General features: G+C 46.2%; 22 protein-coding genes. 19 read left to right on the top strand and 3 right to left on the bottom strand.

The window, feature by feature from the left end; all coding sequences use genetic code 11:
- A partial coding sequence (locus CHH53_RS16475; protein ID WP_095217226.1) for a class D sortase occupies positions 1-608 on the bottom strand: 608 nt, incomplete at its 3' end.
- Between the two features lie 178 nt (positions 609-786).
- Between CHH53_RS16475 and CHH53_RS16470 the strand changes: the two genes are divergently transcribed.
- Positions 787-1,290: a VanZ family protein gene (locus tag CHH53_RS16470; protein WP_233135180.1), complete on the top strand. Its 504-nt coding sequence runs from the start codon at positions 787-789 to the stop codon at positions 1,288-1,290.
- A gap of 314 nt (positions 1,291-1,604) precedes the next feature.
- Here CHH53_RS16470 and CHH53_RS16460 read toward each other — a convergent pair whose 3' ends face one another.
- Positions 1,605-2,327, bottom strand: a complete 723-nt coding sequence (locus CHH53_RS16460; RefSeq protein WP_158221591.1) for a GntR family transcriptional regulator — start codon at positions 2,325-2,327, stop codon at positions 1,605-1,607.
- Between the two features lie 139 nt (positions 2,328-2,466).
- Between CHH53_RS16460 and nagA the strand changes: the two genes are divergently transcribed.
- The gene (gene nagA, locus CHH53_RS16455) at positions 2,467-3,624 is read left to right on the top strand and encodes an N-acetylglucosamine-6-phosphate deacetylase (protein ID WP_095217223.1); all 1,158 of its coding nucleotides are present in this window, start codon (positions 2,467-2,469) and stop codon (positions 3,622-3,624) included.
- A gap of 2 nt (positions 3,625-3,626) precedes the next feature.
- Positions 3,627-4,382, top strand: coding sequence for a glucosamine-6-phosphate deaminase (nagB, locus tag CHH53_RS16450; protein ID WP_369819908.1), 756 nt, complete (start codon positions 3,627-3,629; stop codon positions 4,380-4,382).
- Positions 4,383-4,436: 54 nt separating this feature from the next.
- Here nagB and CHH53_RS16445 read toward each other — a convergent pair whose 3' ends face one another.
- Positions 4,437-5,069, bottom strand: a complete 633-nt coding sequence (locus CHH53_RS16445; RefSeq protein WP_095217222.1) for a YigZ family protein — start codon at positions 5,067-5,069, stop codon at positions 4,437-4,439.
- 138 nt (positions 5,070-5,207) lie between these two features.
- On the opposite strand from CHH53_RS16445, the gene CHH53_RS16440 reads away from it, so the two are divergent.
- The 16 genes from CHH53_RS16440 (at position 5,208) to CHH53_RS16365 (ending at position 19,524) form a co-directional block, all read left to right on the top strand.
- Positions 5,208-6,347 carry a sensor histidine kinase gene (locus CHH53_RS16440; protein ID WP_095217221.1) on the top strand — a complete coding sequence of 380 codons (1,140 nt, stop codon included), beginning with the start codon at positions 5,208-5,210 and terminating at the stop codon, positions 6,345-6,347.
- A 157-nt stretch (positions 6,348-6,504) separates the two neighbouring features.
- Entirely contained in the window at positions 6,505-7,185 is a 681-nt protein-coding gene (locus CHH53_RS16435; protein ID WP_093725495.1) for a response regulator, read from the top strand.
- 220 nt (positions 7,186-7,405) lie between these two features.
- The gene (locus CHH53_RS16430; protein WP_095217220.1) at positions 7,406-8,248 is read left to right on the top strand and encodes a DegV family protein; all 843 of its coding nucleotides are present in this window, start codon (positions 7,406-7,408) and stop codon (positions 8,246-8,248) included.
- A gap of 48 nt (positions 8,249-8,296) precedes the next feature.
- Complete coding sequence (locus CHH53_RS16425) at positions 8,297-9,691, top strand: ATP-dependent helicase ComFA (protein WP_095217219.1); 1,395 nt, start codon at positions 8,297-8,299, stop codon at positions 9,689-9,691.
- A 140-nt stretch (positions 9,692-9,831) separates the two neighbouring features.
- Positions 9,832-10,365: a ComF family protein gene (locus CHH53_RS16420; RefSeq protein ID WP_095217218.1), complete on the top strand. Its 534-nt coding sequence runs from the start codon at positions 9,832-9,834 to the stop codon at positions 10,363-10,365.
- 117 nt (positions 10,366-10,482) lie between these two features.
- Positions 10,483-10,899: a TIGR03826 family flagellar region protein gene (locus CHH53_RS16415; RefSeq protein ID WP_095217217.1), complete on the top strand. Its 417-nt coding sequence runs from the start codon at positions 10,483-10,485 to the stop codon at positions 10,897-10,899.
- A gap of 84 nt (positions 10,900-10,983) precedes the next feature.
- Positions 10,984-11,241, top strand: coding sequence for a flagellar biosynthesis anti-sigma factor FlgM (flgM, locus tag CHH53_RS16410; RefSeq protein ID WP_095217216.1), 258 nt, complete (start codon positions 10,984-10,986; stop codon positions 11,239-11,241).
- An 18-nt stretch (positions 11,242-11,259) separates the two neighbouring features.
- Positions 11,260-11,751, top strand: a complete 492-nt coding sequence (locus CHH53_RS16405; RefSeq protein WP_095217215.1) for a flagellar protein FlgN — start codon at positions 11,260-11,262, stop codon at positions 11,749-11,751.
- Between the two features lie 40 nt (positions 11,752-11,791).
- Entirely contained in the window at positions 11,792-13,309 is a 1,518-nt protein-coding gene (gene flgK, locus CHH53_RS16400) for a flagellar hook-associated protein FlgK (RefSeq protein WP_095217214.1), read from the top strand.
- A 7-nt stretch (positions 13,310-13,316) separates the two neighbouring features.
- Entirely contained in the window at positions 13,317-14,201 is an 885-nt protein-coding gene (gene flgL, locus CHH53_RS16395; protein WP_095217213.1) for a flagellar hook-associated protein FlgL, read from the top strand.
- A 56-nt stretch (positions 14,202-14,257) separates the two neighbouring features.
- Positions 14,258-14,851 (top strand): DUF6470 family protein, encoded by a 594-nt coding sequence (locus tag CHH53_RS16390; RefSeq protein ID WP_095217212.1) that lies wholly within the window; start codon positions 14,258-14,260, stop codon positions 14,849-14,851.
- Positions 14,852-14,862: 11 nt separating this feature from the next.
- Positions 14,863-15,300, top strand: a complete 438-nt coding sequence (fliW, locus tag CHH53_RS16385; RefSeq protein ID WP_095217211.1) for a flagellar assembly protein FliW — start codon at positions 14,863-14,865, stop codon at positions 15,298-15,300.
- Positions 15,300-15,530 carry a carbon storage regulator CsrA gene (csrA, locus tag CHH53_RS16380; protein ID WP_095217210.1) on the top strand — a complete coding sequence of 77 codons (231 nt, stop codon included), beginning with the start codon at positions 15,300-15,302 and terminating at the stop codon, positions 15,528-15,530. Before fliW ends, csrA begins: the two co-directional genes overlap by 1 nt.
- 125 nt (positions 15,531-15,655) lie before the next feature.
- A complete protein-coding gene (locus CHH53_RS16375) occupies positions 15,656-16,477 on the top strand; it encodes a flagellin N-terminal helical domain-containing protein (RefSeq protein WP_095217209.1) in 822 nt (273 codons plus the stop codon).
- 92 nt (positions 16,478-16,569) lie between these two features.
- Positions 16,570-18,480, top strand: a complete 1,911-nt coding sequence (locus tag CHH53_RS16370; protein WP_095217208.1) for a tetratricopeptide repeat-containing glycosyltransferase family 2 protein — start codon at positions 16,570-16,572, stop codon at positions 18,478-18,480.
- Entirely contained in the window at positions 18,481-19,524 is a 1,044-nt protein-coding gene (locus CHH53_RS16365; RefSeq protein ID WP_095217207.1) for a glycosyltransferase family 2 protein, read from the top strand.
- Positions 19,525-19,551 lie beyond the last annotated feature (27 nt).

The raw sequence follows: 19,551 nt of genomic DNA, 5'->3' as shown, positions 1-19,551 counted from the left end.
GGCTGCCCGGTTTTTTCTGTATCGACAGGTACAGCTGTCCAGACAAAGCGCTCGGGAGCATCTCCGATATAGGAGAACGGATAGCATGTCGTCACGGTCAGCACTTCATCAGGAGCGGTAGGGACAATGACCGTCAAATCGTCCTTATCGACGATTTTCGTATTTTCTACTTTATAAGTGAAGGAACCATATGGCATTTCCACGACGAAAGTATCGCCTACCTTCACTTCCCCCATATTTCGAAAGACAGTATCGCGGTGACCCGATAAGACAATCTGATCATTTTGAAGTGGATAGGCGGTTCCTTTATAATGACCGACACCTTTTTCCAAGTCATCTGCATCCGTCCCTTCCACGATCGGGAGATCAGCATCCAGCTTTGGTACATGCAGGACACCGACTACATCGCCTTGTCCAGGCTCGAAGCTGCTGGCTTCCTCTTCTGCTTCCTCGGGTGTGAGCTTTTCTGCTGCATGTGCTTCGTGAAGCATCGTTTTGGCATCGGAAAGGGAATCTTTCTGCGCTTTGGAAGAAGCGTACCATTCGAAACCTCCGTAACCTACCAGCAAAAGTCCGGCAATGACGAATATGACAGCGAATTGTTTCATATATTCTCCTTTATGTACGGGCGGGTTGGATTATAGTCAGCATTATTATATATAAAATTTATCCAGCGGGAAAGCCGTTTCATGTAAAGGTTTAGTAAAGCAAAGCAGTGGATACACTGCCTTTATAACTGCGTCTATGGTATAATCGTGACTTATCCAGAAAAAGGGAGGGGAGGAGATGAGCTTGAAAAAATGGGTTTATGGTATGCTGCCATTGGCTTGTATCCTCATCATTTTCCTGTTTTCTGCCACTCCTTATCAGGAACAGGATATCAAGCCGATGCTTGCTTCCCATGTCGATTTAAGTCCGCTTGAACCGTTCCTATCACCGATACACTTTACCTATCATGGGCAGGAAGTCAGTGTCCAGGCAGTAGGAATTTATTCCGTTGTGGAATTTTTCATAAGGAAAGCAGCCCATTTCAGTGTTTATTTCTGTCTGGCGATTCTCGCATTCGCGGCGCTTTATAAAGGATTCGGTCTGAAATATCGCATGTCGCTGCGGATTTCCTTGGTGATTTCGATCCTATACGCGTGTTTTGATGAATTCCATCAAAGCCTTACTCCTGGCAGGACTCCTTATGTGGGTGATGTCATGATCGATACAATCGGGGCATGTGTGGGATTATTAGTGGTGATTATCGGCAAAAATCTATACCGCATTTATTGGAAACGATCATAGATGCGTCTAAATTCTTATTTTTGGCAAAAATGGACATCGTTTTGCAATGGATGTGGTATAGTTCACTATGTGTCACGTGATTCAGCTTGCGTACATAATGTATTGTATCGATTTACCAAACGAGGTGACATAGTGAGAGAGCAGGATATTTATAAACACATCTTAGCGAAACTGATCTCCCAGACGGAAAACAAACAAATCAACGATACGGATGCCATGATGAGAAAGCTAATTCAAGAATTGCAATCATATCGAATGACAAGTCAAAACTAAGAGCAGTGTACCGGGAACCGGTGCTGCTCTTTTTGTCTGTCTTAGCGGTAAAAACTGCTTGTGAACGTGTATTTATCTGCTCTATACGTGCTTGTTACATATTCGAACGGACGTTCATCCTTCAGATAGGACAAGCGATGAATCCGCAAAACTGCATCACCTGGCGATATGTTCAGTAAGCTGGCTGTTTCTTCATCAGCCAATAAAGCTTCTATTTCCTGTTCCGCGCGATGGAGCGTGAGCTGCATGTCCTCTTCCAAATATTTATAGAAGCTCTCTTTTAATTTAGTCTCCGTCAAGTTCTTGGTCATTTCCAGCGGGGAAGTGATCGTCTCCACTGCAATCGGCTCTTCATCCGCCAAACGCAGCCGTTTGATCCGGATAGCCTTCGTGCCGATTTCCTTTTGCAGCTTATCGGCAGCCAAACTGCTCAAATTGATTTCTTTCCATTCCAATATCTTGTTCGATGGTGTGAGACCGCGCGCCAGCATATCCTCGCGGAAGCTTGTCAATTTCGCCAAGGATTGGTGAAATGGCTGCTCTTTCACAAAAAGACCTTTATTCCGTCTTCTTTCCAGCAGGCCATCCTCAATCAGGGCCTGCATGGCATGTCTTACTGTCATTCGGCTGATGCCCAATGACTCGGTATAATGCCGTTCGGGCGGCAGCATTTCGCCGGGTGTTAAAGTGCCTGTCTCGATGTGTTCGCGGATCGCCTGCTCCAGCTGGTAATAAAGCGGAATCGGCGAGTTTTTGTCGATCATACTGGTTCTCCTCCATCGTTTCATTTCGCTTAGTATACCATGCCGAAAAATGATTGTATATAAATTGTCTATATGATTAGACAATGATCATACCTTGTGCTACGCTAACGGTATAATCTACGAAAGAAGGAATCTTGTCATGGGAGAAGTTTTGCTTCGCAATGTCCGGATCTGCCTGCCGGAAAAGATGATGACTGGTCAAATCGGCATAGCGAATGGGAAAATAGCAGAAATAGGGGAAGGGGAACCATCCCGGCAGTATATGAAAGAAGTGGATGGGAAAAATCATTATGCGCTACCGGGGTTTATCGATGGGCATATCCATGGTGCTGCTGGTGCAGATACGATGGATGCGACACAGGAAAGCCTGCATACAATCGCTGCTTGGCTGCCGAATGAAGGAACAACCGCTTTCCTGGCGACAACGATCACACAGGATCAGGGCGCGATTGAAGCGGCTTTGGAGCAAGTTGACTTGTTTTCGGCTCAAACAGGCGAAGCTGAACTTATCGGTGTCCACCTGGAAGGTCCTTTCGTCAATCCGAAAAAAGCCGGAGCGCAGCCGCTGTCGCATATTCAAAAGCCTGATGTCGAGCTTTTCCGGAAATGGAGGCAGTTATCGGGCGGCAATATCAGGGTGGTGACCCTGGCTCCGGAATGTGATGAAGACTACCGATTGACGGAGCTGCTTGCTTCGGAACGAATCGTGGCATCGGCCGGTCATACAGATGCGTCCTTTGAACAGATGAAGGAGGCTGCAAGACATGGCATCGGGCAGCTGACCCATTTATGCAATCAGATGAATGGCATACACCATCGAGACGTGGGTGCTGTCGGAGCCGGGTTCTTGTTATCCACGCTTTCATCTGAGCTGATAGCGGATGGCATCCATGTCGCACCCGAAATGCTTCGGTTGATTTATCAAAACGTTGGTCCGGAACGGCTGATTCTCATTACGGATTCCTTGCGCGGAAAAGGGTTGGAAGATGGTACGTATGATCTGGGCGGCCAAGCTGTGACGGTCAAGGAAGGCAAGGCTCTGCTTCCTGATGGGACGCTGGCCGGCAGTATGCTTCAGATGAAAGATGCTGTACGCAACATGGCTGCATTTGCAGATGCATCTGTTTTGGATATCGCCAAAATGACGGCCGAGAATCCCGCCAAACAGTATAAGATATATGATCGGAAAGGATCACTGACAAAAGGGAAGGATGCAGATATCGTCCTGCTTGATGACCAGCTGACATTGCAAGCTACTTATTGCAGGGGAAATCTTGCTTACCAGAAGGAGGAATGATCATGCTGACAATGGAAAAAGCAAAGGATTACACCGAGCTCAGTGAAATGGCAGCCGAGCGCATCATCACCAAGCTCTCCGCCAAGCCTGATGCTGTACTTGGACTTGCGACCGGATCCACTCCGGAAGGCATGTATGACGCGCTTATCAAAGCTTATAAACAAAAACGCATCTCTTTTGCCGAAGCTACCACCTTTAATTTGGATGAATATGTGAATCTAGATCCAAAGGATGAAAACAGCTATGCTTATTATATGCATCAGCATCTATTCCGGCATATCGATTTATCTCCTGGGAATGCGCATCTTCCGAATGGCAAATCGGCTGATCTGGATGCCGCATGCTCTGCTTATGAGCGGCTGATAGAGAGAGCGGGCGGGATTGACCTGCAAGTGATCGGTATCGGGCTGAATGGACATATTGGTTTCAATGAACCATATACGCCATTCGAGCGCCGGACGCATGTAGTGGAACTGGATGAAACGACCAGGAAAGCGAATGCCCGTTTCTTTCCGGATTTGGATGCTGTCCCGACACATGCCATCACGATGGGGATCCGGAACATCATGGAAAGCAAGGAACTGCTTCTGCTTGTATCCGGCGAACAAAAAGCGGCTGTATTGGAACGTCTGGTATATGGGGATAAAACAGAAGCATTCCCTGCCTCCATCATCAAGGATCACCCGAATGTGACCATCATTGCCGATCAAGGTGCATTAAGCGGTTTGAAGGCAGCGGATCATCGAACTGGAGATTGATTTCCCGGGTAATAATTTGTCGAAAAAAAAGATGTGCAGAAGTCGGAATGACTTTTACACATCTTCTTCTATATATTCTTGACCGCCAAAGGTGATTTCAGCTTGTGCATTGGTCATATCCGTCACATAGGTCCGGAATTCTTCTTCTTTTCCCGATTCCATGGCCACATGGAGCACCACATGATCAGCATAATCAATCGTACGCAGTGTATAGGCGGATTGTCGCAGTTCATTTTCGACTTTTCCGAGCAATGTATAATCGATATGGATTTCCGCCAGCTGCATCAGCTGTCGTTTTACGACACCGATTTCATCGATCGACTGAGAGGCTGATCCGGAATACGCGCGAATCAGGCCGCCTGCACCGAGCTTGATGCCGCCGAAATACCTAGTAACGACAACCGCCGTATCCTTTAAGCCCTTTTTTTTCAGCACTTCCAGGATTGGCACTCCGGCAGTTCCGCTAGGTTCTCCATCATCACTTGCCTTTTGGATCAAGTCATGTTCACCGATCATATAGGCGGAGCAATTGTGGGTGGCGTCTTTATGCTCTTTCTTGATTTTCTGGATGAAGGCGATTGCTTCTTCCTCCGTTTCGACGCGTTTCACATGACCGATAAAACGGGATTTCTGAATGACAATTTCGTGTGAACCTTCCGTTTTTACGGTAAAATAAGTTGTAAGCATCTTGCATTTTACCTCCTTGAGCACTCATTATATAAAGATAGCAGAAATATGAAGGATTACATAGAAAAGTATCCCCGTAAACCCCATAAAGCAGTTGGGTAATTCGAATGATATAGCATACAAGATTGGAGTAATGAAATGGGCAGGAAAATCGAAGACAAAGCGCTCGACCGGATCATCAACGAGATGGTGGAAGCTGTCGAGAACAGCAAGGATGAGATTTTTTACATAGGGGAAGAGTCGCGGATGGAATACGAGCAGCTCCTTACCGACCTGCAGCTCACGAAGGAGAAAGTGGCTGATATGATCAAGGAGGGCGATCAGCTTGAACAGAAAGTCCGTTATTCCAAGATGCGCTTGTCCGATGTAAGCCGTGATTTCGATCGCTATTCAGAAGAAGAGATCAGGGAAGTGTACGAGCAAACGCATAAGCTGCAGATCGAGCTTCGTATGTCCCGTGAAAAGGAGAAGCTTCTGCGGGAACGCCGTGATGAGATCCAGCGTCGTTTGCAAGGATTGGAACTCAAGATGAAGCGTGCGGAAGGTCTTGTCGGGAAAATCAGTGTTGTCCTGAATTATTTGAATGATGATTTCAAACAAGTTTCCCAGCTGATTCATGATGCCAAAGAAAAACAGGAATTCGGCTTGAAAATCATCGAAGCGCAAGAGGAAGAACGACGCAGGCTCTCCAGGGAGATGCATGATGGTCCAGCTCAAATGCTGGCGAATATCCTGCTGAGATCCGAATTGGTCGATCGCACTTTCCGCGAAAGAAGCACGGAGGAAGCGCTGCTGGAAATCCAAAATATGCGCAAGATGGTCCGCAGCTCGCTGTATGAAGTTCGCCGCATCATCTACGATCTTCGTCCGATGGCCTTGGATGATCTGGGCTTGCTGCCTACCATCAAGAAGTACTTGGCCAATATCGAGGAATTCAATAATATCCATATCGACTTTACGGCACTGAAAGCCGAAAAGCGGCTGGATCCCAAATATGAAGTGGCATTATTCCGCCTTACCCAGGAAGCGGTCCAGAATGCAGTCAAGCATGCAGAACCGACCTCGATAAAGGTCCGCCTGGAAGTGATGCAGGAGTTGGTGGTGATCAGCATCGTCGACGATGGCAAGGGCTTCGACGTCACAGTGAAAAAAGAAAATTCCTTTGGGATCATTGGAATGCGGGAACGTGTCGAGATGCTGGATGGATCCATTTCTTTCCATTCCGAAATCGGGAAAGGCACCCGGGTCCTGATCAAGGTACCGCTTACAGAAGGATAAGACTGGCGGTATTCAGGTAATTATGCTTATAATTAGAAGCATGTAAAATGTTATTAATTTAGTCGGGATTTGTTAACGCACTTATAATTGCCTATTACAAAGAGATAATGCAGCAACAGATGAAAAACGACAAGAACTTGTAGGAGGAGCGAACCATATGAGTACTGGAATATTATTGATTGACGACCATAAGCTTTTTCGAGAGGGCGTCAAACGCATCCTGGAATTCGAACCTGCTTTCCAGGTTGTAGCGGAAGGCGATGATGGATCGGAAGCACTTGATCTGGTTGAAAAGTATAATCCCGATGTCGTGCTTATGGACATCAATATGCCGACCACGAACGGTGTACAAGCAACAGCGGACTTAATCAAGCATCGTCCCGATATCAACGTCATCATCCTCTCCATCCATGATGATGAGAACTACGTGACACATGCTTTGAAAACAGGTGCCCAAGGCTACTTGCTGAAAGAAATGGATGCAGATTCTTTGATCGATGCCATCAAGGTTGTCAGTGAAGGCGGATCTTATCTGCATCCGAAAGTCACGCACAATCTTGTGAAGGAATACCGTCGCCTTGCAGAGGAAAGCAACTCCTCCATTTCCAGCAAAATCGGTGAGCACCGCCGTCCATTGCACTTGCTTACACGCCGGGAATGTGAAGTGCTGCAGCTGCTTGCCGATGGCAAGAGCAACCGCGGTGTGGCAGAGGCACTGTATATCAGTGAAAAGACAGTCAAAAACCATGTCAGCAATATTTTGCAGAAAATGAATGTAAACGACCGTACACAGGCAGTCGTGACAGCAATCCGCAACGGCTGGGTCGAAGTATTATAAGAGTTGAAAGTCCGGGTATGAAGCCCGGACTTTTTTGTTTTTAACGAAGAAGAGGAAGTATAAAGCTGTTTCGTCTGATCATCTGGCAATTGCTCCTGGCTTGATCTGAATTGAAATTCCTATTTGACGGATGCAAAAAGAACAAGCATAGGGTAAGATAGAAAGCAGAAAATAGAAGGCAGAAAATAGAAGGCAGAAAATTGTAAGGGAGACCGATAGCATGAATATTGCTGTGATGACAGATAGTACAGCATATCTTACGCCGGAACAGCGAGAAGCATTTAACATACATATGATTCCATTGCAGGTCGTTTTCGACGATGCAACGTATGAAGAGGAAGTGGATATCACTGCTGCGGAATTTTACGCCAAAGTCAAGCAGCAGAAAACTTTGCCGAAAACATCGCAGCCAGTGGTCGGGAAAGTGATCGGACTTCTGGAGGAATTGAGCAAAAGCTATGACGCTGTGATCAGTGTCCATCTGTCCAGCGGAATCAGCGGGACTTACCAATCCATGATCGCTGCAGATGATATGGTCGATGGAATCGATGTCCATGCATACGATTCCGAGCTGAGCTGCATGGCGCAAGGGTTCTATGCACTGGAAGCAGCCCGCATGGCAAAGCAAGGTGCTTCCGTGGAAGACATCTTAAAGCGGCTGGATGAAATGAAGGAAACGATGGATGCTTATTTCATCGTGGATGATCTTTCCAACCTGCAGCGAGGCGGACGCCTGAACGGGGCGCAAGCCCTCATCGGCAGTTTGCTCCAGGTGAAACCGGTTCTTCATTTCGAGAATAAAGTCATCGTTCCTTTCGAAAAGATCCGTACAAAGAAGAAAGCCATCAGCCGCATCAAAGCACTATTCGCCGAACAGGCATCCAGCGGGGCAAAAATGAAAGCCTGCTTCATCCATGCCAATAGACCGGAAGAAGCTGAAAGTCTTCGTCAGGAATTGGCGGCCGAATACCCGAATGCAGAAGTGGAAGTCTCTTATTTCGGTCCGGTTATCGGCACCCATCTGGGAGAGGGTGCAATCGGCCTGACGTGGTACAAAGAGTGACAGGGGAGGAACTTTTTCTCCCCCTTTTTTATAGAAAGGAGCAAATACATGGAGCTTGACCCAAAACGGTATGCCGGCAAGCGGCTATTACGGCGTGAAATCCCCTTATCAAGTACAACCCTCCGAAAAGCTCTTCAGAACGAACACTTCAAACAAATTCCAGCTATCCGCAAAGAAAAAAGCGGTTCATACTGCAATCGCTGCAATGCCGCGCAGTCTCTCCTGCAAATGATTTCCTGCCAGATTTGCGGCAGTATACATCTCTATTGCCGGAATTGCATTCAGATGGGAAGAGTGAGCGCATGTGAATATTTTTATGAATGGGCAGGGACAGCGCCTGAATGGCCGCGGCATACAAAGCCATGCGCTTGGGAGGGAGAGCTTACCCTCCACCAGCAGGCTGCCGCAGATGCAATCGAGCAAGCGATGAAACAGAGCGGGAAGCTGCTGGTCCATGCTGTCTGCGGGGCGGGAAAGACCGAGATGCTGTTCCAGGGCATAGCCTCTGCGCTCGAAAATGGAAAACGGATTTGCCTTGCGACACCGCGGGCGGATGTCGTTCGGGAATTGCTGCCGCGATTCCAGCAGGCTTTTCCGCAAGTGGCCGTACAGGCCCTTCATGGCGGCAGTCCGGACAAGACAGGCGATGGTCAGCTTATCCTTGCGACCACGCATCAGCTGCTCCGGTTTTATCATGCTTTTGATGTGCTTATCATCGATGAAATAGACGCTTTTCCTTATCATGCGGACCCGATGCTCCATATCGCCTCAGAAAAAGCCAAGAAACCAAGATGCGCTTCCATTTTCCTCACCGCAACTCCACGGCTGAAAGAAAGGCGGCAGATTGCTGCCAATACGCTCCCGCATGTGTTTGTTCCCTTACGTTTCCATGGACAGCCGCTCCCTGTACCAATAGTGAAGATGTGCTTTGGTTTGCGGAAGCAACTGAAAAAAGGTGATTTTCCAAAAGGATTCATAAAGTGGCTCCATAAGCGGAGGAATCCGTCGAGGCAGCTGCTTGTCTTTTTGCCGACGGTTGTGCTGGCTGATACATTGCAGGCAGAAGCGCAGCGGACACTGCACCCCTTTGCACAAAAAATCCTGTCCCAAAAACAAGCTGAAACACTTATCAGCACCGCACATGCTGCCGATAAAGACAGAGAGGAGAAGATACAGGCATTCCGCAATCGGGAAACAGCAATTATATTGACGACGACCATCCTGGAACGTGGTGTTACATTTCCTTCTGTTGATGTTGCCATCCTGGATGCCGGCCATGATGTCTTCGATGAGGCAGCGCTGGTGCAGATTGCTGGCCGTGCAGGCCGCAGCCCTGCCGATCCGACTGGAGAGGTCGTCTTTTTTCATGAGGGCAGAAGTGATGCAATGGACAAGGCGATACAAGCCATCCAAGGCATGAATCGACGGGCAAAGCGTTTATGACGATTTGCTTTGGCTGCGGTGAAACATATACTTTCAGACCGAGCTGGTCGACTTTTTTATGGCCTGAGCGTTTATCTCTGCTTTGCCCCGTCTGCGCCGGGTCCTTTCACCAGCTCAAGGAATCAGGATGCCCCATCTGTATGAAGCAGACAGGTTCCGCTACTTGTGCAGATTGCCGGTATTGGGAAAAATCCAGCTATCGATCTGTACTTGAGAAGAATGTATCGTTGTATGGGTATGAGTCATTTATGCAGGATTATATAGCAAGATGGAAGTATCGCGGGGATTATGTACTGGGGAAAGTTTTCGAAGCAGACTTCAAGAAACTCTATCAGCAGTATTTCCATGATTCCAAGTATGTCGCAGTGCCCATACCATTGAGCGCGGAACGAATGGCCGAGAGAGGCTTCAATCAAGCTTTGGAACTGGCGGATTTTACAGGAGCGAAAAAGAAAGAAGTGCTGGGCAGGAGGCATGGGGAGAAGCAATCCAAGCGCAGCCGCTTGCACAGGCTGACTGCTGATAATCCTTTTTATCTATTGGCAGAGCCGCCGGAATACGCCGTATTGATCGATGATATTTATACAACGGGCACTACGCTGCGGCATGCTGCTCGAATGATGAAGGAAAATGGCAGCGTTTATGTGGCTGCCTGTACGCTTATCAGGGGGTAACTTTCCCATATGACAAATGTCGTGTAAACAGCGGCTTTATCACTTTATCATGCTATAATCATACTAAGCGGGACACAAATCAGTGTACCTATTATACTAGGAGGAGGGCGTTAGCCTATGTTAGAACTAGCAAATTGCGTCCGCTGCGGAAGCGTATTCGCACGAGATTACCGAGATATTTGTCCGAATTGCCATCGAGAGGAAGAACGTTCCTTCCAGATGGTCCATCAATATCTGCGCAAACGTGAGAATCGCCAAGCAACCATCCAGCAAATCACGGAAGCAACAACGGTACCGGAATCATTGATCATCAAATTCGTCCGTGAAAAACGGCTGCTGCCAAGCCAATTCCCGATGCTGTCCTATTCCTGCCGCAATTGTTCCAATCAGATCACAGAAGGTGAAATCTGCGCGGATTGCAAAGATCAAATGCGCAAAGAACTGGACATCGCCCGTGAATTGGACGAAAAACGCACTGTTGCCGGCGTACAAGAGCAGCGCGTGTATTATAATGCAGATCGCTCTGTGAAATAATTAGTCAAATCGCTAAACATTTCCCCGATATTGACCGATACTATCTGTAAGAGTGTTAAGAAGTTGGAAAGGGGTGCAGATCTTATGAAGATTCAAGGTCCGAACCAATCCGGTTTCAATCCGTACACAAAACAGCTGAAGCAGCAGGCTGATTTGCAGAAAGCAAGTCAGCGCCAGGATAAACTGGAGATCTCCTCGGAGGCGAAGCGCCTCCAGGAAGGCGACAAAATCCAGGCCAGCCGCAAAAGCCATGTGGAACAGATAAAAGCCGCAGTACAAAATGGCGAATATAAAGTCGATGCAGAGAAAACCGCTAAGAAAATGATGGATTTTTGGTCATAAGACCAAGGAGGAGCAACCATGGCTTTACAGGATTTATACGAAACGATCGAGAAATTGCATAGATTGCACCGGAGTCTGGTGGAAATCAGCCGTCTCAAAACGGATTATTTGAAATCAAATGATATGGACAGCCTCCAAAAGCAGCTGCTTGCCGAGAAGAAGCATGTGCAGGCTGTATCCCAGCTCGAAAAGCTTCGGATCAAACAAACGGAATCATGGGCAGTTTCTGCCGGCCTTCCAGTGCCGTCCACTGTTACCGAGCTTTTGGAACAGATTACGGATCAGCAGATGGTGCGTCAGCTTGAAAAAGAGCTGATCGGATTGACAGAGGCAGTGACGGAGCTAAAAAAGCAGGAAGCACTCAATCAGCAGCTGCTGGAGCAGTCGATGCAATTTTTGCAGGTTTCACTGGATATGCTTGCTCCCTCCATCCAATCATTGAATTACGGCACTCCCGACCAGGATCAGCAGCGGCCGCAGAATCGCGCTCTATTCGACTCCAAAGCATAACACTATTACGGAAAGCCATCGGTAAAAGGGGAATGAATAAATGGGATCGACATTTGCAGGATTAGAAATCGCCCGCTCTGCGCTATTTGCACAGCAGACGGCACTATACACGACAAGCAATAACATAGCCAATGCCAACACAGAAGGCTACACTAGACAACGTGTCAACTTCGAACAAATCTCCCCATATCCAGCCGCAGGACGCAATCGTCCGCAAGTGGTCGGCCAGCAGGGAACAGGCGTCGAGGCAGGATCGATCGAACGGATCCGCAACAGTTATCTGGATGCGCAATATCGTTCGCAAACTGGTACAGCCAGCTTTTGGAATACAAAATCAGAAGCATTGAGCCGTATGGAAGGCATCATGAACGAGCCTTCTGATTCAGGCTTGTCAGCTGTCATGGATGATTTCTGGAGCGCACTCCAGGATTTATCGGCAACCCCGGAGGAGTCCGGTGCTCGTTCTGTCGCCTTGCAAAAAGGACAAGCTGTTGCAGATACGTTCAACTATATCTCCAGCAGCCTCAGCAATGTCCGAGGCGACTTGCAAGATCAGATTGACAATGTGTCCGTCAAAAGCATCAATTCCTATTTGAATCAAATCAATGAATTGAACAAACAGATCGCTAAGATGGAACCGCATGGCATGGTGACGAATGATCTGTATGATAAACGGGATGTGCTCATCGATGAGCTGTCTTCGATGGTCAACATCAAAGTGGAATACCAGGAATCCGGCGGCATGGCGCCGACAGCCGCCCAAGGTATCGCCAAGATTACTTTGGTTGATGAGGAAGGTGCGCCCCAAGCGGTTTTGGTCGACCCGGATACAAAGACCTATCAGGAAATGTCCGTGCAATATGGACAAGATGAAAACGGCATGGAAGGCGTTCAAAGCATCACTTTTGGAGATACAGAGATTCCTGTAGAGGAATTCACATCCAAGGGTGAACTTAAAGGTCTGATAGATTCCTATGGTTATTTGGAAGATGGAGCTATTAAAGGTACATACCCGGAAATGATGCAGAATCTTGATAAAATGGCATTCAACTTTGCAAAGGCCCTTAATGCTGTCCAGCAGACAGGCTATACGAAAGATGGCAGCTTATCCGGCATCGATTTCTTTGACGCAGGTGATTCTGTATACGGCGCTGCCGCTAACATCAGCCTATCGGCTGAAATCGAGGGGAACCCGGATCTGATTGCAGCAAGTGCGGACGGTACTTCCGGAAATGGTGACAACGCGAAGAAACTGGCCGAAGCAATGCGATCTCCTTTGGAAGAATTAGGCGATACCTCCATCAGCAGCTTTTATGAAGGCATGATCGGAACATTAGGGGTGAACGCGCAGGAAGCAAACAGACAAGCAGCCAACTCCACTTCATTGGTGGATCAAGCTGACCTGCAGCGTCAATCCGTCTCCAGTGTGTCACTCGATGAAGAGATGACGAACATGATCAAGTTCCAGCACGCCTATAATGCTGCAGCCCGCAGCATGACAGCGGTTGACGAGATGCTTGATACGATCATCAACAACATGGGATTAGTAGGGAGGTAAGTAAAGGATGCGCATAACACAAAGTATGATGTCCGACCGTATGCTGCGTAACCTGAGCAATAGCTACAGCGACCTGAATAAATATTCCGAACAGCTGTCTTCAGGTAAGAAAATCACCAAGCCTTCTGACGACCCGGTTGTTGCCACAAAAGGTATGGGCTATCGGACCGAGGTACGTGAAGTCGAGCAGTATAAGCGGAATTTATCTGAAGCACAGACTTGGATCGATAACTCTGATTCTGCCTTGAACAATGCGACGAGTGCCCTGCAGCGTATCCGGGAGCTTGCTGTCCAAGCCAGCAATGGTACATATGAAGAAGGGCAGCGGGAGAATATTGCAGAAGAAGTGGATCAGCTCAAAGAGCAGCTGGCGACGATAGCCAATACACAAGTAAATGGTAAGTATATTTTTAACGGAACCAACACCGATGCAGCGCCCGTGACGATCAATGAAGATGGAAGTGTGACGGTGGATAATAATTCGAATGCAGTCAGCCTTACTTTATCCAAGGGCGTCGATGTAAAAGTGAATGTGGATGGAGATGCTGTATTCGGAGAGAAATTGTTCAGTGATTTGGAAAGCTTCTCTGCTGCGCTCCGTTCTGATACCCCAGATGAAGATTTGGATGCTTATATCGGTACGATCGATGAAAATATCAATAGCCTTATCAATGAGCGAGCCGATTTAGGTGCAAGGATGAACCGGCTGGACCTTGTATCGTCGCGTTTGGATGATCAGGAATTATCAGCGACAGAATTAATGTCCAATAATGAAGATGCCGAAATGGAAGAAGTCATCATGAATCTCGTGTCCCAGGAAGCAGTCCACCGAGCTGCTATGTCAGCGGGTGCACGAATCATCCAGCCGACCTTGATGGACTTCTTACGATAAAAATAGATAAAGCTCTGCCAATCGGCGGAGCTTTTTGTATAGGAAGGAGCCTATCCATGCAGATGCCGCAAGTAAAGCTACAATCGCAGCGAGCTAAAATCAGCCTTCATACAACAGATGCAGCAGTCAACATCCAACAGCCAAGAGCCGAGCAAACCATCCAACAGCCAAAAGCTGAAATAACCATGCACACAACACCATCCAAGCTGACCATCGACCAGACCCAGGCTTGGAATGACATGGATTTGAAATCGGTTTTTAAACGGACGGAGGATTTCGCTGAGCTTGGCAGGAAATCCTTGCTTGAAGGCATAAGCCGCCGGGTCCAGGAGGGCAAGGAAATGATGGAGATCGAAAAAGGCGGCGATCCGATCGTTGCGCAGGCAAAACGAATCGCAGAACGAAATTTGAAGGAGTTTGCGATTGGATGGATACCATCGCATTTTGCTGTGAAGATCGATTATCAGCCATCTGAGCTGGAGATTGATGTGAAAGTCAACCGGCCGCTGATACGAAACACTCCACAGCATCCGCGATTCGATTATCAGCCAGGTCAAGTGGATACTGGTATTGCACAATATCAATCTCTGAAAGTAGACTTTGAGAATTTGAAATTCCATGGAGTCAATGGATTTGAGATGAATATATGAGGGGTTCAAGCATGAATATCGAAACGAAATATTTTGGCAGCATGATAGTAGAGGAAGAGAAAGTTATCCGTTTTGAAAAGGGTTTGCCAGGATTCCAGGATGAAACCGGCTTTGTATTGATCGATTTTCCGGAGAATCCTGTATTCCGGATTTTGCAAAGTATAAAAACGCCTCCCGTGGCTTTTGTGGTGGCTAGTCCTTACCATTTCCATAAAGATTATGCGTTTGATTTGGATGAACCAATCAAAGAAGCATTAGCGATCACCAAAGCGGAACAGGTGAATGTATTAGCCATTTTGACGCTGCGGGATCCTTTTGCCAATAGCACGATCAACCTGCAGGCACCGATCATCATCAATGGAGAGTCACTGAAGGGACAGCAAGTCATCCTATCTGATGCATTTTCTTCCCGTACACCCTTGCAAGCTGAGAAAGCGAGGATGGAATAATGCTGGTTTTGACAAGAAAGGTCGGCGAATCGCTTAAAATCGGTGATGATGTAGAATTGAAAATCCTAAGTATCGATGGTGAACAAATCAAACTTGGCATCGAGGCCCCAAGGCATATTGCCATACATAGAAAGGAAGTCTATTTGGCCATTGAGCAGGAAAACAGCGCTGCAGCAGACACATCCGTCGATTTACTCGATTTCTTGAAAAATAATGGAGAAAAAAGCTAAACATGTTGCCATATCCTCCGATATAAATAGTACAGCACAGGAAAGCAGCGGGCGGCCGACCGCTTGCGGACCGTGAAAACCACAAGGATGTGGGCTGTACTTAAACTCAAGGAGGAATTTTTAAAATGAGAATCAACCATAATATCTCTGCACTTAACACGTACAACAAACTAAGTGCTAACAACTCTGCTACACAAGGCGCACTAGAAAAACTTTCTTCTGGTCTTCGCATCAACCGTGCTGGTGACGATGCTGCTGGATTGGCTATCTCCGAAAAAATGCGTGGTCAGATCCGCGGTCTAGACATGGCTGCGAAAAACGCACAGGATGGCGTTTCCCTAATCCAGACTGCTGAGGGTGCTTTGAACGAAACTCACTCTATTCTACAGCGTATGCGTGAGCTTGCAGTTCAGTCTTCCAACGACACGAACACTGCTTCAGAAGACCGTGTAGCTTTGCAAGATGAGTTCAACGAATTGGCAAAAGAAATCGACCGTATCTCTTCTGATACAGAGTTCAACACGAAAAAACTTCTTAACGGTACTACATCAGAAGTTACATTCCAAATCGGTGCAAACAGCGGCCAGCTTCTGACAGTTTCACTTCAAGCTATGGATGCTACAACTCTTGGTGTGAAAGATCTGGATATCAGCACTGCAACTGCATCTGAAATCTCTGGTGTGATCTCTACAATCGATGAAGCGATCAACAGCGTGTCCAGCTTCCGTTCTAACCTTGGTGCGAACCAAAACCGCCTGGAACACACAATCAACAACTTGAACACGTCTTCCGAGAACTTGACTGCTGCTGAATCCCGTGTAAGAGACGTAGACATGGCGAAAGAAATGATGGAATTCACTAAGAACAACATCCTTTCCCAAGCTGCACAGTCCATGCTTGCACAGGCTAACCAACAGCCACAAGGCGTTCTTCAGTTGCTACAATAATCAATCTATAAAGGAGCATTCTTTGCTCCTTTATAAAAATATCGTATCAAGTAACTTGATACGATATTTTTATTTCATATAGGGGGATTACCATGAAACCTTTCATTTCTCTGTGCATGATTGCAAAAGATGAAGAAACTGTTTTAAATAGATGTCTGGACTCCGTTAAGGGACTGGTGGATGAAATCATCATCATCGATACCGGTTCTGCAGACCGGACAAAAGAAATTGCAGCAGCATATACAGAGCATGTATATGATTTTGAATGGGTGAACGACTTTTCGGCTGCTCGGAACTTCGCTCAATCAAAAGCTTCCGGGAAATGGATTATTTACCTTGATGCCGATGAGTATGTGGATGAAGAGAATTTCAAAGATGTCATAACTGAGTTGAAAAATTTTGATGACGATCAAGCAGATGCTTTCATGGTGACGCAAGTAAACTTCTTGGGAGAATTAGGAGAAGGTGTTACACACACTCCGACGATACGAATCTATAAAAATACTCCTTCCATAAGTTTTTATCGAAAAGTGCATGAGCAACTGAAAATTGCAAATGGGACATTAAAAATAGCTTCATTGAATCTGTCCATTTACCACTCCGGTTATTTAGAGCGTACGCTCAAGAAAAAAGATAAAAACTCCCGAAACACTCCTTTGATCAACACAGAACTAAAAGGGAAAAATACTGGATTTGATTATTTCAACTTAGGAAATGAAGTGCTTTCACAGCAAAAATTTGCAGAAGCTGCCGATTTATATAAAAAAGCATTCCAAAAGAAAGATTCCATCCAATACCTTTGGGTACCTCTTGCGGTGGAAAGACTGATCTATTGTTTAGGGAATCTCAAGAGATACCAAGAGGCTTTGAAGATCGTGGAAGAAGCGATAGAGCTATGGTCTGGAGCGATTGATTTTCGGGTCCAGAAAGCATTGATTCTCTATTCGCAAGGAAGGTACAGGGAAACAAAACAGGAATTGGCTTACCTTGACTGGGGCAAACAGTGGGGAGTAGTTAACAGTGTCAATTATTTAGAGTACCTGCCATTCTATACATTGGGCAAAATCCATGAGGAAGAGGGAGACCTCACCAAAGCTGTAAAGAATTATAGCAAAGCGCTTAATTTCAACAAGAATGACGGGGAAACGATAACACGTCTATTTCGGTTATTGCTATCCTCCCATACAGATACCGAAGTTGCCCAATTCATTGAAAATAATGATTTGATGAATAGTCGCACCTCCGAGCGTGTATATATAAAGGCATTATTGGAAATAGGGGCGATTTCTCTGGTTGAGCTGCTTTTAGAAAGAAAACGAATACCAAGAACAAGCGGCCTGGAATTGAAACTGCTGATCGGGAAAGGCGACTTTGAGGCAATTAAAACAAAAATAGCTGATTACTCCATTCTGCAGCTGTTCGCTGACAGCTATTTTGATTTGTTTGATCTAGTCATTATATCTATCGAATTGGATGACAAGACTTTCCTGGATAATTTGAAGCCCTCCCTTACCCAGGAAGATCATCGTTTGTTGAAGTCACTTATAACCTTGACGAACTTGGATAATAATTTGGGTGAGCTGGAGCGATTACTGTCCAGGACGGTCAGAATGCAATCATTTGATTGCTTCGAAAAAATCGTTGATACAATCCAGTCGGGAAGTTTGAATAATATAATTGCCCGCGTATTGTACGCACATGGATATAAAGAATTAAGTGCTGAATTCTATGCGGCTTCGGATTCTTCCAGTTTGAATGATAAGGACTTCGTCAATGTAATGGAACTTGCGATTTCCAATAACGATATTGATCTTGCCTTGACATTTGGATTCCAAGCTATCAAACAGGACGTCAGCCATTTCAAAGTATATGAAATGGTAATGGAATGTTTGCAAAGCAAGGGAGAAGAAAAAGATATTGCTTCCTTCCGTAAAATTATGAATAAGATGTTTCCGGGTAATTATCTATCCCGGCAAGAAAGACAGCAGGCAGAGGCGAATTAAATGAAGGATTACCAAATAACCGTCATTGTACCTATGTATAATGTGGAGCTTTATATAGAAGAGACCATTGATTCCATCACCGCGCAAACAATGTTCGATGAGGTGGAGTTACTGATTGTTGATGATTGCTCGACTGACGCTTCATGGGAGCTTGCCGAGCGAAAAAGAAAAAGGTTCCCATCCAATATCAGGCTGATACGTCAGCCTGAAAATGCAGGGGTTTCGGCTTCTCGTAATTTGGGCCTGAGACATGCAAACGGGGAGTATGTATTTTTTGCCGATTCGGATGATGTGCTGCCGCATGATGCATTGGAAAACCTATATAATGCTGCAAGCAAGGCAGGGGCGGATTTAGTCACGGCTCCTTTTGACCACTTGGTTGATGGAGCATTTAAAGAAGCAGGACTGACAAGGGTTTTTCCTGAGTTAAAGAGGGAAGGGTACATAAATATCCAAGAAAATCCTTCCATCATGTATAGCATTTTTTGCTGGGGGAAGTTATATAGAAAGTCTTTGATAAAAGAAATGTCCTTCCATGAAGATATCAGTTTTGGAGAAGACCAAATCTTTACGATTTCAGCCATGCTCCGTGCCGAGAATATTTTTAATCTATCTGACGTCACATACCATTACAGGGGGCGGCTAGGTTCGATAACTAAATCAGCATCCAGCATCGAAGCGCTGGAAAGCTCCATACGTGTAGGAAGATTGGTAGAGGAGTGTATAGATGCGACTTCTCTGATACAAAAGGAGATGCTGAAGGGCTATTATTTTAGATCTTGTTTACTCAGGGATATCTGGGGACCTATACGTGTTGCGCTGAATAAAGCGGATATGGCGGAAAGGCATCAAACATTGTCTTTACTGAATGGGTGGATCACGGATCTATCAAGCCGATATATACGGGAGTATATAAGCGATTTCAATGAAATACTGAAGAACATCGGTGAATTGTTCCCAGTCATGGACACCAAGACACAGCAATTGTTAATTTCGATCCTTAAGGCAATAAAGACTAAATATGGACAACAAGCTGTAAACTAGTTAAAGTAAACGTATTCTACGTTTACT

This window comes from Terribacillus sp. 7520-G (assembly GCF_002271665.1).
Lineage (GTDB): Bacteria > Bacillota > Bacilli > Bacillales > Amphibacillaceae > Terribacillus.
Note: the sequence above shows the minus strand (reverse complement) of the source record. Positions and strands in the feature narration are given on the sequence as shown.

What these genes read in the sequence shown, in the direction of transcription:
- CHH53_RS16470 (WP_233135180.1), top strand. Translation starts at nt 787, where the DNA reads ATGAGCTTGAAAAAATGGGTTTATGGTATGCTGCCATTGGCTTGTATC.
- CHH53_RS16460 (WP_158221591.1), bottom strand. Translation starts at nt 2,327, where the DNA reads ATGATCGACAAAAACTCGCCGATTCCGCTTTATTACCAGCTGGAGCAG.
- nagA (WP_095217223.1), top strand. Translation starts at nt 2,467, where the DNA reads ATGGGAGAAGTTTTGCTTCGCAATGTCCGGATCTGCCTGCCGGAAAAG.
- nagB (WP_369819908.1), top strand. Translation starts at nt 3,627, where the DNA reads ATGCTGACAATGGAAAAAGCAAAGGATTACACCGAGCTCAGTGAAATG.
- CHH53_RS16445 (WP_095217222.1), bottom strand. Translation starts at nt 5,069, where the DNA reads ATGCTTACAACTTATTTTACCGTAAAAACGGAAGGTTCACACGAAATT.
- CHH53_RS16440 (WP_095217221.1), top strand. Translation starts at nt 5,208, where the DNA reads ATGGGCAGGAAAATCGAAGACAAAGCGCTCGACCGGATCATCAACGAG.
- CHH53_RS16435 (WP_093725495.1), top strand. Translation starts at nt 6,505, where the DNA reads ATGAGTACTGGAATATTATTGATTGACGACCATAAGCTTTTTCGAGAG.
- CHH53_RS16430 (WP_095217220.1), top strand. Translation starts at nt 7,406, where the DNA reads ATGAATATTGCTGTGATGACAGATAGTACAGCATATCTTACGCCGGAA.
- CHH53_RS16425 (WP_095217219.1), top strand. Translation starts at nt 8,297, where the DNA reads ATGGAGCTTGACCCAAAACGGTATGCCGGCAAGCGGCTATTACGGCGT.
- CHH53_RS16420 (WP_095217218.1), top strand. Translation starts at nt 9,832, where the DNA reads ATGAAGCAGACAGGTTCCGCTACTTGTGCAGATTGCCGGTATTGGGAA.
- CHH53_RS16415 (WP_095217217.1), top strand. Translation starts at nt 10,483, where the DNA reads ATGTTAGAACTAGCAAATTGCGTCCGCTGCGGAAGCGTATTCGCACGA.
- flgM (WP_095217216.1), top strand. Translation starts at nt 10,984, where the DNA reads ATGAAGATTCAAGGTCCGAACCAATCCGGTTTCAATCCGTACACAAAA.
- CHH53_RS16405 (WP_095217215.1), top strand. Translation starts at nt 11,260, where the DNA reads ATGGCTTTACAGGATTTATACGAAACGATCGAGAAATTGCATAGATTG.
- flgK (WP_095217214.1), top strand. Translation starts at nt 11,792, where the DNA reads ATGGGATCGACATTTGCAGGATTAGAAATCGCCCGCTCTGCGCTATTT.
- flgL (WP_095217213.1), top strand. Translation starts at nt 13,317, where the DNA reads ATGCGCATAACACAAAGTATGATGTCCGACCGTATGCTGCGTAACCTG.
- CHH53_RS16390 (WP_095217212.1), top strand. Translation starts at nt 14,258, where the DNA reads ATGCAGATGCCGCAAGTAAAGCTACAATCGCAGCGAGCTAAAATCAGC.
- fliW (WP_095217211.1), top strand. Translation starts at nt 14,863, where the DNA reads ATGAATATCGAAACGAAATATTTTGGCAGCATGATAGTAGAGGAAGAG.
- csrA (WP_095217210.1), top strand. Translation starts at nt 15,300, where the DNA reads ATGCTGGTTTTGACAAGAAAGGTCGGCGAATCGCTTAAAATCGGTGAT.
- CHH53_RS16375 (WP_095217209.1), top strand. Translation starts at nt 15,656, where the DNA reads ATGAGAATCAACCATAATATCTCTGCACTTAACACGTACAACAAACTA.
- CHH53_RS16370 (WP_095217208.1), top strand. Translation starts at nt 16,570, where the DNA reads ATGAAACCTTTCATTTCTCTGTGCATGATTGCAAAAGATGAAGAAACT.
- CHH53_RS16365 (WP_095217207.1), top strand. Translation starts at nt 18,481, where the DNA reads ATGAAGGATTACCAAATAACCGTCATTGTACCTATGTATAATGTGGAG.